Here is a 16,379-nt window from a genome sequence, read left to right on the forward strand (position 1 = left end):
AATACGTCGACGCCCGGTACTTTTCAAATCCTTACTCACATCATTTTGATCACACCAGCAGCCATCTGAACAGATGCACCTGAATTGAAACTGGTGTTTTTCGAAACAGTGTTGAACTGATTTGTAGTTCTCCACTGTGTGATCATAGCGGCCTAACTGTCAAAAACAGAATTTTCATCCGATTGAAATCGTTCTGCTGCCAACCGGCAGACGTGATCCGGCAGACTGTGCCGGTCGACCGAACGTCCGTAAAAATCACGGAACGCTCTGATTTCAACTCAAATGAATTTGAAATGACAGATGCAGCAGATCCGGATACATTCTGACCCTGCGTCATTCGTAGAACTGAACATCCATCGCCGCTGACGCCGATTGACGCAGCTCACTTCGGAGGTCCTCTCACCGTGACACATTGTCTTTCATTGCTGATGCAGGCAGTCCTGTTGCTCCCACAACTGAAAGTCCAGCTGTCTCCAGGTGAAATACCAGTACCGGGAACTGTCCGACTTCCTGGCGGAATGCTGCTTGCAGGAATGGTGTCTCTCACCAAATCTCTGGAACCGGCCCGGGGACAGGACGTTTCCGAACTGCGTCATATCGATCAGGGGTTTCGACACTATGATGTATCGGCCCGAGTCGGAGCACGTCCCGTTGAAGACCCCGCAGTGATTCCTTCGCTGGAATTCTCGATTCCCCGCAAACCCGGAAGAGCCCGGATACCGGAGGGCATCGGTGTCCCCCAATTCTCCGCGTTTGACAAAAACGGGGAGGCGGTGGTGAAACTTCAGTTTGATCGAAACCGATCTCAGGACATTCAGGTCGGAATCAGCAGAATCAACAGGAATATGGTGGAAGTCACCAGCCTGACTCACAAATGGAAGTTTGGAATGGCATTGTCTGCCCTGTCGGATGATGTGCTTTACCCGGGTTTGCTGGAAAAGGCAGTCGGATTTCAGGACGGCGGCGTTCGATTAACGATGTCCGGAATGCTGATGGATGCAGGACGTGTGGATGCTGCGGCTGCCCTTCTGAACAACGTGGAGGCAGAATTTCCGGATCTTTTACCCCAGGTTGAAACTGTTCGCAGCAACCTGAGACAGCAGACGGCAGCCCGAATTCTGACAGAACTTGAACGAAAAATGATGGTCGGACAGCCTGGTCGGGCCGCACAGTACGCCAGACGGTTCCCCGAAACCGATTTGACTCCGCAGGTTCGCGTGGCCGTCCGAAATCTGATCACCAGCCATGAGTCACTGCAACGACGTGTTGACAGTGCCTCCGCAGCACTGCAGCAGACCATCGGCCAGTTCGATGACAGACACCAACGTCAACAGGCCAGGGAGATGGTCTCAGCCATGCTCAACAATCTGGACGTCCACAACATCGATCGTTTGACAACATGGGAACTGCTGGCTGATGACCCATCCTCCTCGGCCGAGTCACGTCTTGCTCTGGCAGTTTCAGGCTGGATGCTGGGAGCGGACGAAGTCACCACCGGATTTGCTGAGTGTCACGGTGTGTTTCGGATCAGACAGTCAATTGCCGACTTCGTATTGCTGGAAGAATCAAATGAAAGCGGAAGAGGCTCTTTAACGCGAAGGTTGCAGAATCTTGAAGGATTCAGTGTTGACAGGGTCGCCGCGCTGATACGTCAGTTATCTCCCCCGCATTCTGTTCCGCTTCAGACGACTGAAGACGGCAGACGTCGTTTCGAACTCGCAGAATCCGTAGCCGGTATCCGTTGTACAGGAATTGTACCTTCGGGATATTCCACAACTCGACAATATCCTCTTCTGATTGCAATTCCCCGCCAGGGCGTAAGTCTGCGAAACACGATTGAGTGGTGGGCCCATCAGGCAGATCGATTCGGTTTTATCCTCGCAGTTCCCGAAGTCCTGCCACAAAATTCAGAAGACTACACTGCCGATGCAGTCGGTCATCGCAGAATGCTGCAGTTGATTCGACATCTCAAACTCGGTCTGCAGATTGACGACAACCGCGTCTTCATCGGCGGTCATGGCGTTGGGGGAGAAATTGCCATGGATATGGCAACCAGTCATGCCGAACTCTTTGCGGGAGTCATCTCGGTGGGTGGTCTCGGTCGCCGTCACCTGCAGTGGGCCGCTCACAATTCGGCTGACCTGGGATGGTATATTGTTTTGGGAGAACGACAGGCATTCTGGTATGAACGAATGGGAAAGCTGCTGAAACGACTGTTTCGTCGTATCGACAGTGCCAAAGGACACTGCAACGTGCTGCTGGCACGTTATCCGAACCGGGGCTTTGAATCCTACTATGAAGAATCGGGGTCAATCTTTGAGTGGATGAGCAGCACATACCGAAATCCGTGGCCCGAACTCATTGAATGTCGAATGATGCGTTCGACTGATCTCAGCTGGCACTGGGTACGTCTGGATTCAATTCCGGAACGATTTCAGACACTGGAAATGCCATCAACCAACACCGACCCGGTTTCTCGATATGTAACTCTGGATGCAAAACTTGAAAAAAACAACAGCATCCGTGTCACGGCCCCCGAACGAGGCGTGGTGCTGCTGTCTCCGGATATGCCGAACTTCAATGCTGACAGAAAAATTTCAATCCGGGCCAGAGGTCCGGACAAACGCGTCGAATTTCAGCCGTCGGTCAGAGACATGCTGGACGAATACGCACGCACCGGTGAACGCATTCGACTGTGCCATATGAAGGTGCCGTTCGGGCAGTGAACCACAATCAGTGGTAGCTTTAATCGTTCTTTACACAAAATCAGCGATTTGCTTTACAGGCCCTTGCCACTCCGATAGGGTCCGTGCAATCAGTTCAGCGGAGTTGAACTGATTTGTTTAACGCATCCCGGTGTTAATTTTTTGACGAGCGTGATTTCGTTGAACAGCCGGAAGGATCCGGCGACGTATCGATTGCTTCACACGAGTAAATCTGTGAGGCGATCCCTCAGAATGGAGTCTGCGGTAACTTTCTTCACAGGGTGATGCATACTCAAAACGGGCGGTGATTGGTGAATAGTCGCTGATCGGCACTAAGCACTGATTTTACCAGATTCTTAAACTGACCAGGGAGGGTTTGTCATGAGTTCTACGAAGCCAACTATTGGAATTACCGGAGACTTTCGTCCGCAGCGTTATAACGGAGATGCGCTGAGCTGGTTCAATGCCGGTTATTATGACAGCGTCATCGGCGCCGGCGGACTGCCGTTTTTGTTACCACCCTACGATAACGACGACGATATTCGGATGGCTCTGGAACAGCTGGGCGGACTGGTTCTGGCCGGCTGCAATCTGGATCTGGACCCCGTGGTCATGGGACTACAAAACAATCCCTCCGTTCGCTGTATGCCTCAACGCCGCGAACAATTCGATCGTCGCGTTGTCAAACTGGCAATCGAAATGAAGCTGCCCATCATGGCCATCGGTTCCGGAATGCAACTAGTGAATGTTCTGTGTGGGGGAACACTGCACGCGGATATTCCTGAAGACGTGCCACGTGCACTGCACCACCGTGATACCGTCGAAAAGAATCTGCGTCACATTCTGGAAATTGTGCCGGAAACCTGTCTCGATCGAATTTTCGGACCCGGTGAAGTCCGTGTGAACAGTCATCATCATATGGCGGTCAACGAACTGGCACCTCAGTTCCGGGTCTGCGCCACCTGTCCTGACGGAATTATCGAAGCTTACGAATCGGTATCAGACGACTGGTACTGCATAGGTGTCCAGTGGCATCCCGAAAGTTCAACTGCCTCCGCACTGGACATTCAAATGTTTGAATCGCTGATCAATGCTGCAGGGGCTCAACAAAGTATCGACGTGATCCCCATGTCGGCTGTGATGCGTCGAGCTGCCGCATGACAACTGGTTGATAAAACTGTTTCTGTATTCTCTCGAGTCTGGTGACGTCGTGCAGGCGGATTGACATTCGAATGCCTGATCAATAGCTTCCCGGCTTCGACGGACCTCACTTAAAATTCAAAGGAATTTCAATGGCTGCAAAAAAGAAAGCCGCACCCGCCAAAGCCCTGACAAAGACACAGATTCTCAACAGTCTGGCCGAAGAAACGGGCCTGAACAGAAAAGAAATCGCCAGCGTGTTCGACGAACTTGGCAACCTGATCGGCAAGAATCTGGGCCGCCGCGGACCGGGCGTGTTTAATATTCCGGGCCTGATGAAGGTTAAAGTCATTCGTAAACCGGCGACGAAAGCTCGTAAAGGAATTAATCCGTTCACCAAAGAAGAAACCATCTTCAAAGCCAAACCGGCACGAAACGTCGTCAAGATTCAGCCGTTGAAAGCATTGAAAGATATGGTTTGATCGCACTCGTCAATCGAAGCCTGGTCCTGCCGGGCTTCCTGAGCTGTTTCCATACCCGCAGCTATTGTGTCGAAAATCAGTTAACGTTGATGTGAACTCAGACTACTTTTCGAATACTGAGTCACCGGTTTTCCTCGCAGTCGACCGTTTGAACAAACGGCAAGACACAGGTGTGCAGATTCTGCCCGACTGGCGGCGTGGACTTGGCAGACGCAACATAAAACTCAGATGATGACCGTAGACGTGTGGTCACGTTTACGGTTTTTTTATGCACGCAATTCACCGCTCCACAGATTCAGGATCTGCCCACAGCCATCCACCCACAGCGGACTACCGTCCAAACAGCATGGCTGCGGCCGAACCAGGAAGGTAAGCCCCGAACAGATTTCCCGGTCAAACACAGCGGATGAGCGGCATCATCATGAAACTGCCTGGCTCAGTCCGTTGACGTCAATGCCGTGGATGCACCCGGGTTAGTGGCGGATCAGAAACTCATTGGAATTGAGCAGCGCGTGCTGCAGATCACGGAACGCTTCAGCACGGTCTGTTGCGGAGGCAATATGGCGATTCGCCAACAGGATTTCGGTATCCGTCGGACGGCGAGTCAACGTTGCCAGATACAGGGATTCAATCACAGCGACATCACTGATACCACCGGCCAGCCACTGTGACAGACGACTTTCCGCAGAATCAATCCGGTCCAGAATTCCGGCGTTGTTCATCAAATGCATCACCTGTGCCAGAGTCGGGTCGGTTTCGCGGGCACAGTCACAGGCCAGATCACGTATTGGTTTGGTAAACGCCTGCAGAAAACGGTGATCAATCGCTCCTTCTGCAAGTTCAATGGCTCTGGTTCCCGGTGGATAACGACCGAACTGCTCCGGAATTCCGGTGGCCATGGAAATCGCATCAATCAACTGTTCAGCGGGCAACATCTTCACCACAGCCGTGGTGAAATAGCGTTCATCGTCGGCGGCGTCCGCTGAATGATCCGCCTGCAACCGGGCACTCAGCTGGTACGTACTTGAATTCAGAATTGTGCGAATCAGTGGCCGGAATCGATACCCGTTGTCAATAAAGTGTTGAGACAGCGCATCCAGCAGTTCGGAATTGGACGGCAGATTAGAATCACGAAAATCATCCACAGGCTCCACGATTCCCTGCCCCATCATGTGCTGCCAGACGCGATTCACCACCGAACGCGCAAAGTAAGGATTGTTCGGATCAGCCAGCCAGGCAGCAAGCCGCCGACGTCGGTCTTCGTCCGGACCCAGATCCGATTCCACGTGACCAAATGCGGCCGGTATCATTGTTTCTTCGGTTTGAGGAAACCTGACATCACCGGACTTGCCCAGAAACACGGTTTCGTCATCAAGTCCAAATCGATAGCCCTTCAGCTGAACACGGGCGAAGTAAGCGGCCAGGCCATAATAATCACGCTGGCTGATCGATTCGTAAGGATGATTGTGACACTTGGCACACTGAATTCTGACTCCCACAAATAACTGCGAGAATGATTCGGCCGCCTCGGTTGGCGTGCGGGAAATGCGATAGAAGTTGGCAGCCGGTTCGTGAATCGTGTTGCCCAGACTGTTCAGAATCTCCGAAGAGATTTCCACAAAAGGACGGTCGGCCGCAAAATTGGAAACCAGGTAGCGGTGAAAATTATGAACGCCGCGTTCGGTGATTGATTCACGATTACCGCGCATGACATCCGCCCATCGCAGCGCCTGAAACATGGCATACGCCGGTTCCTCAAGCAGTTGATCAATCAACGCCTGCCGCTTGTCCGGGTCCGTAGAGTCAAGGAACCTGCGAACTTCTTCAGGATCTGGAATTCCTCCGGTTACGTCCAGCCAGGCCCGTCGCATAAACACCCCGTCACTGGCGAGTTCAGCAGGACGCAACTGCAGCTCACGTTGACGGGCAAATACTTTTTCATCGATAAAATTCTTAACTGGCGGCGATGCAAATTCAAAATCCGGGTCGTGCCTGATGTAAGTCAGCGGAACGGTTTCGATACGGTCCAGATACCGGACCAGTACGGCGCTGGCCGCCGTGTTTTCAAAATGCACAAACCCGTCATCTGTCACTGACAAACCTCCGTCCTCTGCTGCGGAAAACACCGCGTAGTCAGTCACGTCCTGAACGGTTCCATCGCTAAACCCGGCGTGCACAATCAACTGCTGGTCCGGACTGGATTCATGCAGACGTCTCGTGGAAGGATGCACCTCCAGCCTGGTCAGCCGGCGTGGTGAATCGGAATCACGACATCCCTGTTCAATCCATTGTTTAAGTGTCCGCAGCGCCGGATCATCACGACCAAATCGCCGCCCCCCCTGATGAGGCACCTGGCCGGTGGCCTTCAGTAACACCAGACTGGCCTCCGGGTGACCGGTGTTGACTCGGCGACCATACAGGTCCCTGGTCAACTGCGAATATCCCACGTCCGGATCAAACCCCCGCAGGCTCAATCGAAATCCGTTTTTACCCTTTGGCGAACCATGGCAAGCTCCCTGATTACAACCACCACGGCTGAGTGCCCCGATCACATCCGTGCGAAATTCCACCGGCCGTGAATGGCCGAACTCCGTCACTTCCACAAGTGCACTGGTTTGTAACAGGCCCACCACGGCTGTGATCTCTGCTTTCCCGTTGCCAACCGGGACAAGTTTTGCACGGTCAATTCTGACCACGTCGCTGTCAGAACTGGACAGAACCGCAGAGCGGGTCAGATCGGCTGCGGTCCCGTCGGCAAATGTACCGGAAACCACAACGTTCTGAGCTTCCGAAGATCGCAACTTCACCTGCTGCGGAAAAAGATGGATCGATTTCGGAGTGACGCGAGCATGGTCCGCATCAGCCTTTGCACCCGCTTCCACACCAGGCAGCCAGCCCAACACGATGCAGACCAGACAGGCCATTAGCTGAACACGTTTTATTCGTGACATGTGCGTTCCGGAATTCTGTTTTCCCGACAGAGACATAAGAATCACTCGTTCACAACCACAGTCAGCGGTTCGCCTTCCACACGTTCCAGAAATTTTCCGATGATGGCGTCGCCCGTCACGCTGACAGAATACCGACCTGGCTTGACTGACTCGTCCAACACCAGATCAAATTCCACCGAATCTTCGCCGGACAGTATCGTCAGCATCTCAGGAACCTGAATTCCGTCCGTGGCTGTCAGCTTCAAACTGATTTGATCCGCGAAGGGTGACAATCGATGGGACACAATTTTCACGGCCGTACGGCCTCCTGGCGACAGCTGGATTTCCGGAATTTCCACGGACAGTCGATACGCAGATTTGGTCTCCAGCTGAAACGTACGCGTCAGATGAAGTAAGCGTCCCCCGTCACGAGCCGACCCTGTGACCGTCACGCGATGGCGTTTCAGCAGTGTATCCACACCGGATTTGAGTACCCCCACAACCTCCGATGCATCCAAAGTCGCTTCAGGAATCCAACTGGTCACAGACGCCTCCCGAAGTCTGTCGCGTTCCAGCAGGCCTCCACGGGCAACAAATGTCACGGGTTGATCGTAACCCGACTGACGCGTTGTGCGGATGGTGAAATTCGCCTGAATGTAACGAGGAACCACAACGTCATGTTCCACAATCTCAAAATCCCACGGTGACTCAGGAACCACCAGCACGGCGATCCGGTCACTGACCGTTGGAGGAAGACGACGCTGGTCTTCCCGCAGTTCGAAAGCCTCCCCGTGAGGTCCGCGTTCGGTGGGCACACGGTCCACCAGCGGCGCCGTTGCTGCCACCGCTGAAACCGATGATTCGTCGGCGGTGCCGGTTGCGACCACACGAATGGTATGCAGACCCGGCGGAACAGAATCGTCAACAACCAGTGCCGTTGTCAGCTCAGTGGCCTCGGAAGCAATTTCAGAGGTGTGCAGTGTCATGCCGGCCGGAGCACCGTGTAACGACAGTTCGATAGGGCCGTCAAAATCGGTTCGCTGGACGATGAGCGGCAAAGGCTGACGAGTGGAACGAGGAATCGTCAATCTTGCCGTTCCGGCGGAAACCGAAATCTGTGGACGGCGGGTGGCGACTTCAACCCGGTAGGTGTAGGGCGTGCCGAATTTACGAACAAGTTCGGTCACCTGCAGATAAAACGTCCCGTCCGCCGGTGCCTCAAACGTGAGTCGTGCGTCATCAAAATCCGAATCGTCGGATGAGGTCAGTCGCTTCGCATCGGCGTCAAACACTGCCAGCTCGATATCAGCCGGAGAACCAATCGCCCGCGTTTCAGATCGAAGCTCAACAACCGTTCCCTTTTGTAACTCGAACTGAAACCAGTCTTCGTCGCCAGGCACATCGAACGAGCCGTGCAGATTGCCGGGGATGTCCGAAGCAGCCGCGGTCTTTGTATCGTCGTTTGGTTCAGCTTCCACGGTACTGGGCCATGTGGAAATCTGCATGGGGATCCATACCGGCGCATCGTCTTCGGCTCCTCGTAATCCAAAATAGAAACGATCGGTGACATTTGCGTCAGCGGACGACACCTCGCGATGCGTGTCAGCGAAACCAGGAAACGACACCAACTGTCTGGTATGGCGGAGGACGGTTGACGGAAGGGCAACCCGCGATTCCGGAAAGCGACCGATTCTGAGCATGTAGGTCCAGCGTTCGGATCCGTAATACCGTGAATCATGCAAACGAAGAACGTACCGACCGGCCGACTCAAAGGTGTGGGAAAATCGAAAATCGAAAAACAAACCTGGATCATTGTCGTATGTTCTGACAGCGCGGCCTCGCTCATCAAGTATGGTGATCACCGGATCAAAGGCTTTCCCAAGTCGACTTCCGACCACTTCAAAGGCAATTCGCTGCCCGGCTTCCACGTTGATGGCGAAATGATCCAGATCCGATTGCCGCGAAGTTCCCACCACAACGGCCGGCAGCGAAACCGGCTGCGCCTGGGCGGGCCGGTCATTCAACGCATCCGCCTGAACGGTCTCCTGTTCGCTGCGTATCGGCAAATCATCGATGGCAAACAGATGCAGATTGCTTAGACCGCTGTGCGTCGCCACTCGAAACCCGTACATGCCCACCGGGGCCTCCGACGGTGTCCGGATGTCAAATGTCACCCGGTCACTGTCGGCAGCAATCAGTTTTGCATTTACGAAATCTGCAGACGACCACAACGCCGATGCGCCACCAAGTTCACTTCCGGTAAATGTGACGCGAACGGTGTGGCCTCGCCGGACACAGGGAGGAAACACCCGCTCAACAAAGATCTCCGCCGCCAGATACTCTACCGGCAAAGACAACACCACGACCGTCAACAGAGGCACGGACCACACGGGAGAGCGGGAATTCCACATTCGCCACAAATTCGTTAACCCTGGCCACCAACAGCACATCGTCGGATTTCCATTGTCTCGCGGAACATTAGCGGAGAGGTCGGATTATTCATTCTGATGATAGCAGGCACGATACGACATTGCATCAGATTTCGCAGAACCACCGGTGCCTCCCCGCAGTTGAATGCATGCCCGGTGCCGTGATTCGTGTCAGGCACAAAAACCGGTCAACAATTGACAACTTCACTCTGACGGTTGTCCGGAACAGGCTGACCATATTCCGTGACGGGCTGACCGCATGCTGACCAACCCCGGAAACGGCTTGCGGGGCGTGATCGGTTAGGATAATCTAAATTAGCAGTAACATTGCAGAAAATGCGTGATTTTGAGGTGCAGGCAATGCTTCGTATCAACGGCCCGGCCACCAAATTATGTGACGGAATCGATCGTCGCGAGATGCTGCGTGTTGGCGGGCTTGGCCTGTCGGGTGCCTCACTGCCATGGCTTTTGGATCAAGACGCGCGGGCGTCTGAAGAAAGTTATGCGGGCCGCAGCATGGCCAGTTTCGGCCAGGCGAAAAACTGTATCGTACTGTTTCAGTCCGGCGGCGCTTCGCAAATCGATATGTACGATCCCAAGCCCGATGCGCCTTCAGAAATTCGTGGCGAATTCAGCACAATCGATACCGCGCTGCCCGGGGTTCGATTTACCGAATACATGCCACTGACCAGTCAACTGCTGAGCCGTGGTTCACTAATTCGATCGATGACACATACTTCCGGCGGTCATGCGGTTGGTGGCTACCATATGTTCACGGGATACCAATACGAAGGTACCGGTTCCCAGGCCAACTTTATGAGTCGCGAAGATCACCCGCATATCGGAGCGGCCGTCGCTAAAGTCAGTCCGGGTCGTGGACCGATGGTGCCGTTCATCATTGTGCCGCGTCGTCTTGATGCTGGAAGCGGACGCCGCCCGGGACAGTGGGGCGGACGACTCGGCGGACGATTCGATCCGCTGCAGACCGGAGGTAACCCCAACGAAGAAAATTATCGCCTGGATCATCTGCCGCTACTGGCTAATCGTCCGGCTGAAGTTATCCAGCGTCGGCGCAAACTGCTGTCTCAGGTCAACCAGCAGGTGGAGTATCTGGAACAAACAGCCCTCGCGGGATCCTTGAGAGAAAATCAGCAAAAGGCTGTGGACGTGATGGCGTCCGACGCCGTTCGCAGTGCGGTGGATCTGTCGACCGCTGACCCGCTGGATCGAGAAAAATACGGCCGAAACCAGTTTGGCCAGTCGGTATTCCTTGGTCGACGCCTGCTGAATGCCGGAACGCGTCTGGTTCAGGTCAGCTGGTTGCGCACACAGGGGAAAAAAGGATACGCCTGGGACAGCCACTGGCAAAATTGTGAATCACTGCGAGAAGATCTGATTCCACCGTTCGACGTGGCCCTGCACGCACTGATCACCGACCTTGAACAAACCGGTCAGCTGGATGAAACCCTGGTGGTGGTTGCCGGAGAATTTGGACGGACTCCACGCATCACGCTGACCACAGGAGGTCGCGAACACTGGCCTCACTGTTTTTCTGTGATGCTGTTCGGCGGCGGAATTCGTCCCGGTCAGGTGTATGGAAGCTCCGACCGTCACGCCGGGTATCCCGCATCGGATCCCGTCAGCCCGGCCGACCTGACGGCGACCATCTATCACTGCCTTGGTTTGAATCCACGGACCGAGGTACTGGATGCCAGCAATCGACCCATGTGGCTTTCCGAAGGTAATCCGGTATCAGCACTGATCTGAACGGAACTCCCGCATGTTGTTGCTCCGTGGTACAAACGTATGCGGAGTAACAGCCTCCCGGCGACAATGTTGCTGCGGCAAATGCCCGGGGTTCCATTAAATCGCGGCAGACGTTTGCCACGAAGCAATTGTTTGACGGTTCAAATTTCCAGTCTGTTCGCCGGATCCGTCCGAAGATCTGAATCCGCCGGTGACGAAAAAGTGAGGTCATGATGAAGCGTGTCGTTGTTGGAGGCATCAGTCACGAAACCAGTACCTTTACCCCCGTCCCGACCACCCGACAGAGCTATCTTGAACGACGGATTATGCGTGGCCAGGAGATACTGGACACTCTGCGGGGAACCAACACCACGGTCGGCGGCTACATCGACGGTGCAGAAAAGCACGCCTTTGAACCGATTCCCACGTTTCTGGCAGAATCACATACCAGCGCCCCCACGCCACGGCCACTGTTCGACGAACTCGTCAATGAACTGCTGACGGAAATTCGGCAGGCCGGTCAGGTCGACGGTGTGTTGCTGGAACTGCACGGTTCCATGTGTGCCGGCAATCTGGATGAACCCGAAGGTGTTCCCGACGCCGAAGGCCATATTCTGAAGGAGGTCCGTGGTATTGTTGGACCGGATGTCCCGATCCTTGCCGAACTGGATATCCATTCCAACGTCACCCCGCTAATGATCGATCAGGCGGACGTGCTGCTTGGCCGTCGGTCTTATCCGGAAGTTGATATGGCAGAACGAGCACGGGACTGTGCTGATATGTTGGCACGCATCTGGAACGAAGGATTACGACCCACCATGGCGCTGCACCAGATCCCGATGGTGTGGGGCATGAATCAGGTCACTGCTCACTCACCGATGAAAGAAGCCATCAGCGAACTGCATCGCATCGAAGCTCAGTCAGGTGTGGTTTGCGGATCCATCGCCACCTGCTACTTCCTGGCAGATGTGCCCGATATGGGATGTTCGGTGTATGTGGTGACCGACAACGATCTTCCCGCAGCACAGCAGTACGCAGACCAGCTGGGAGAATGGTGCTACGAACGTCGAGCGGACTGGCATTTCGAAATCCCCACCACGCGTGAGGCTCTGGCTCAGGCCCAGGCTGCCGGTGACTTCCCGGTGGTCTTTGCCGACATGCGGGACAACACGGGCGGCGGATCTCCTGGCGACAGCACCGGGATGCTGCGAACATTCATTGATGCCGGCATTCAGGACGCCTGTGTTCTGAATATCGCCGACCCGGAAGCCGTGCAGCAGTGTCATGCCGCGGGCACCGGAGCAACATTGACTCTGGATGTTGGCGGAAAATCTTCACCGCTTCAGGGCGCCCCCGTGCGAATGACGGCTCGTATCATCGCCGTTTCAGACGGAACCTTTCGCTACAATGGTCAGATGTACTCCGGCCTTGAAAGCAACCTGGGACCTTCCGCACACATTGAGCAGGATGGAATCCACGTGCTGCTGACCACATTGCGTGAACAGCCTTTCGACACAGCTTTTGCCAAATCGTTGAAACTGGATCCCCAGGAAATGCGGTACATCGGAGTCAAATCGGCCGCGCATTTCCGCGCCGGTTTCGAATCCTGGGCCGGAGCTGTTCACGTTGTCTCCGAACCCTGTGTTCACGACCTGGGCAATCTTCCGTTCAAACGCCTGAATCGAAAACTGTATCCGTTTGACCTGCCGGAATAATGCGGACCTTGGGTTTTCAGCCTGCTGAATCCCGCACCCTGAACGGGCCTGCCGTAGACTTCCGTCAGGATTCAGACCGCCCTGAACCTGATAACGTTGCAGTATTGAAAAAATCCTGGACCTGAAAAACGCTCGACCTGAAACACCATGAATACAGATCCACTGGAAGCCGTTCTTTTTGACTGCGACGGTACACTCGTTGACAGTGAGTCACCCAGTATCAGGGTGCTGGTGAATTTTGTGTCGGAGTTCGGACTGCAGCTGGATTTTGAAGAGGCTCTCCACGAGTTTTCCGGCAGCGAACTGGCTGAGGTGCTGCGGGGCATCGAACAAAAGCTGGGAAGCTCGCTTCCGCAGGATTTTGAGCAGCAATTTCGCCGCCGGCAGATCCCGGTACTCAAAGAACAGTTGCAGGCGATCGATGGTGCCGCGGAACTGCTGGACGCCATGACGCTTCCTGCCTGTGTCGCTTCCAACGCGCCTCTGCACAAGATCCAGGTCTGTCTGGAAGCCACCGGACTTGATCGCCACTTTGCCAAATCCCGAATCTTCAGCGCCTACCAGATTCAAACCTGGAAACCGGCTCCCGATCTGTTCCTGATGGCCGCACAATCACTGGGTGTTGCTCCGGAGCGATGCGCGGTTGTTGAAGACAGTCGATTCGGCATCGACGCCGGCCTGGCGGCCGGCATGCAGGTCTTCGCCTTCGATCCACACGGCATTCATGACCAGGACGCCAGAGTCACTTCCGTTCGCAGCCTGTCCGGACTGATCCCGATCTTCTGCAACTGAGACTCAACTTCTGCAACGGAGACTCAGAGGGTGTGTCGAATGACGATAGACGTTATGCCGGCTCACGAGACAGCACGGCTGAAGCGGGACAGTCGAAATCATGATTCCGCCGACCGACTGAGCAAAGCAGGTTCCCGGATACGGATTCAGTCTGCATGTACGTACCAATCCACACCATACTGCCTACTCAAACTGGATCTTCTTCAGTTCCATCGAAGTGCATCAACCGATTTACGAATTGGCACGTCGCGGCCGGAATCGCGGTTGATCAGATCACGTGATAGTCCACGATCTGTAAGTGGCCCGCCTGGCAACGCTCAGCGTGGCCACAATCGCGGATTGACGATAAGCTATTGATCGGTTCAGGTCACCGGCGAGTTCAGCGACGTCCACATTGAATCAGAACAGGACATTCTATGCCTTCGGTCAACGCCGTCAGCTTTCGCGAATATAAGGTCATCGAAACGATTTGCCGAATCGTTCGCGACGCGGGATTTGATTCGCTGGAAGTATCGCGACCGCCGTTTTACGAGAAGCTAAAAACTCCGGAAACACGAGCCGCGTTTCTGCGCTGGTGCGAGTCAATTGACCTGAACCTGTACGGATTCGACTGCTGGGTTGAGGTGGAACCATTTGATGCCTTAGACGAAACCCTGGAAGAGTTTCGTCGTGCGGTGGATTTTGCTGCGGGCCTGGATCTGGGGCTGATCATCAGCCACGACACCTGGGGACATACCAACGCCGACCGAACACCGTCCGAGGTTCTGTCGACCAATGTGGGTCTGTTCCGTCAGGTCGCAGAGATGACCGCCGGTGCGAACCTGAAACTCGTCTTCGAACCACATCCGGACACACTGAGTATGGAAGATTCGTGGTGCATCGACTTTATTGATGCGGTTGCCGAAGGTCATGCCCAAGGAACTGTGGGCATCCTGTATGACACCTGCCATTACGGTGTCGGACAACCGAATTCCTATGTTCAGGCCATCGAAAATCTGGGTCAACGAATTCGACACGTTCATTTCTCCGACGGCGACTGCACGACCTATGCGCTGCACCTGCCAATTGGTGACGGCTGCCTGGATCTGCCGTCTGTGACCGCGGCACTCAAACAGATCAGCTTTGATGGCAGTTTGACATGCGACATGCACGACTATCCTCTTCTGGAAGACGGCGCCCGAAGAAACCTGGAACCCATGCAACAGGTTGAGCAGGAATTGGGACTGAAAACCTGAACACTGTCATGCGTCAGACGGTCGTGCGTTATCATATCGCTCAGCAGATCCGCTCATTGAAGCTGCGTCCGTCAACTGCCCCGGACAGCCGGCTGATTCTGGATGCACTCACACTTCATGTCCCCGGTGGATCGGGCACTCGCACTACCTTGACCCACTTCTTTGTAATCAAACCTTTGATTTTGCGACGGCCTGCACACAAGGTACAGGCTGTGCAAACATCGAGTCGGGCCGTTCACAGCCGCGACGGTTCTGCTGTTTTATTTATTGATCTGCCCGTTTTATTTTGGCTTGAGCAGACAAATTACAGAATGAAATCACTCAATTCCTGCAGCGCAACAACTTGTTGATTGCATGCCCCTGGTGAACTGTCCGTTTTTCCGGTTCATGCAGAACCGTTGCCTGAGGGGCTGACAGTGGAACACCGAAGAACAAAGGATATCTGCCAGGATCTCAAACTGATCCGTAACGGCCCTGCAGACTCACCGGATACTCCTCTGCCGGTTTGTCAGCTTCAGCTGAGATTTGACATACATTCTGCCCATGCACTACCTGACAGATAATCCGTGGCCGGCCATGATTGTGCTGGGCAGTTGCGCGGTTGCGGCACTGCTTACCGGCCATTCCACTTTGGCCAAACTTGCCCCCGTGTTTGTTGGTTGCGGCGCACTTGTGTATGTGATCTCGCAACTGGTCGTCTCAAATCGCGAACAGGTAGAAATGTCTGCGAATCAGATCCTGAAGGGACTTCATTCTGAAAATCTGACTGCAGTTGACCGATGGATTTCCGAAAACAGCCCCGGTCTTGGTGAGACGGCCAGGCAGGGTCTGAAACAGGTCCGGCTGGAACCGGACTTTCATATCCAGTCCGTGATTCTGAAATCAGAGTCGGACGCGGGAGTTGTGGTGCAGATTCGGGCTAATGGAAAGATTACGACACGCACGCACTCAATAACACATCGGGTGGCTGAATTGTGGGAAACGACCTGGGTTCACGAATCCAAAGTATGGAAACTGTCCAACGCTGTGCGGCTGAATCCGTTGACTCATCAACCTCGCAGCACTTTCGCTCGCAGGTGATATTGTTGGCTGCTGAATTCAGCAGCCAATAAAGATCAAGGAGAACACCGGAACATTTTCACACCTCGACCCTGTCAGGGTTCGTCCCCTGCGGACTCGACACTCGTGGACAACAATGGCACGGT

10 protein-coding genes are annotated in these 16,379 nt (G+C 54.4%); 8 read left to right on the plus strand and 2 right to left on the minus strand.

What is annotated here, in order from left to right; genetic code table 11:
• Positions 1 to 404: 404 nt before the first annotated feature.
• The 3 genes from MK110_04990 to MK110_05000 all read left to right on the plus strand — a co-directional run bounded on the left by MK110_04990 (position 405) and on the right by MK110_05000 (position 4,327).
• Entirely contained in the window at positions 405 to 2,726 is a 2,322-nt protein-coding gene (locus tag MK110_04990) for a hypothetical protein (protein ID MCH2210633.1), read from the plus strand.
• Between the two features lie 360 nt (positions 2,727 to 3,086).
• Positions 3,087 to 3,866, plus strand: coding sequence for a gamma-glutamyl-gamma-aminobutyrate hydrolase family protein (locus MK110_04995; protein ID MCH2210634.1), 780 nt, complete (start codon positions 3,087 to 3,089; stop codon positions 3,864 to 3,866).
• A gap of 131 nt (positions 3,867 to 3,997) precedes the next feature.
• The gene (locus MK110_05000; GenBank protein ID MCH2210635.1) at positions 3,998 to 4,327 is read left to right on the plus strand and encodes an HU family DNA-binding protein; all 330 of its coding nucleotides are present in this window, start codon (positions 3,998 to 4,000) and stop codon (positions 4,325 to 4,327) included.
• A gap of 473 nt (positions 4,328 to 4,800) precedes the next feature.
• On the opposite strand, the gene MK110_05005 is transcribed toward MK110_05000, so the two are convergent.
• Together MK110_05005 and MK110_05010 are read right to left on the minus strand one after the other, a co-directional pair.
• On the minus strand, positions 4,801 to 7,278 hold the full coding sequence (locus tag MK110_05005; GenBank protein ID MCH2210636.1) for a DUF1549 and DUF1553 domain-containing protein: 2,478 nt from the start codon (positions 7,276 to 7,278) through the stop codon (positions 4,801 to 4,803).
• A gap of 41 nt (positions 7,279 to 7,319) precedes the next feature.
• Positions 7,320 to 9,668, minus strand: coding sequence for a PPC domain-containing protein (locus MK110_05010; GenBank protein ID MCH2210637.1), 2,349 nt, complete (start codon positions 9,666 to 9,668; stop codon positions 7,320 to 7,322).
• A 378-nt stretch (positions 9,669 to 10,046) separates the two neighbouring features.
• On the opposite strand from MK110_05010, the gene MK110_05015 reads away from it, so the two are divergent.
• From MK110_05015 to MK110_05035, 5 genes are all read left to right on the plus strand, one after another.
• Positions 10,047 to 11,453, plus strand: coding sequence for a DUF1501 domain-containing protein (locus MK110_05015; GenBank protein ID MCH2210638.1), 1,407 nt, complete (start codon positions 10,047 to 10,049; stop codon positions 11,451 to 11,453).
• 209 nt (positions 11,454 to 11,662) lie between these two features.
• On the plus strand, positions 11,663 to 13,147 hold the full coding sequence (locus tag MK110_05020) for a M81 family metallopeptidase (GenBank protein ID MCH2210639.1): 1,485 nt from the start codon (positions 11,663 to 11,665) through the stop codon (positions 13,145 to 13,147).
• Between the two features lie 147 nt (positions 13,148 to 13,294).
• A complete protein-coding gene (locus MK110_05025; GenBank protein MCH2210640.1) occupies positions 13,295 to 13,939 on the plus strand; it encodes an HAD-IA family hydrolase in 645 nt (214 codons plus the stop codon).
• 416 nt (positions 13,940 to 14,355) lie between these two features.
• On the plus strand, positions 14,356 to 15,174 hold the full coding sequence (locus tag MK110_05030; GenBank protein ID MCH2210641.1) for a sugar phosphate isomerase/epimerase: 819 nt from the start codon (positions 14,356 to 14,358) through the stop codon (positions 15,172 to 15,174).
• A gap of 525 nt (positions 15,175 to 15,699) precedes the next feature.
• Positions 15,700 to 16,254 carry a hypothetical protein gene (locus tag MK110_05035; GenBank protein MCH2210642.1) on the plus strand — a complete coding sequence of 185 codons (555 nt, stop codon included), beginning with the start codon at positions 15,700 to 15,702 and terminating at the stop codon, positions 16,252 to 16,254.
• Positions 16,255 to 16,379 lie beyond the last annotated feature (125 nt).

Origin of the sequence: Fuerstiella sp. (genome assembly GCA_022447225.1) — a bacterium.
Classification (GTDB): Bacteria; Planctomycetota; Planctomycetia; order Planctomycetales; family Planctomycetaceae; genus S139-18.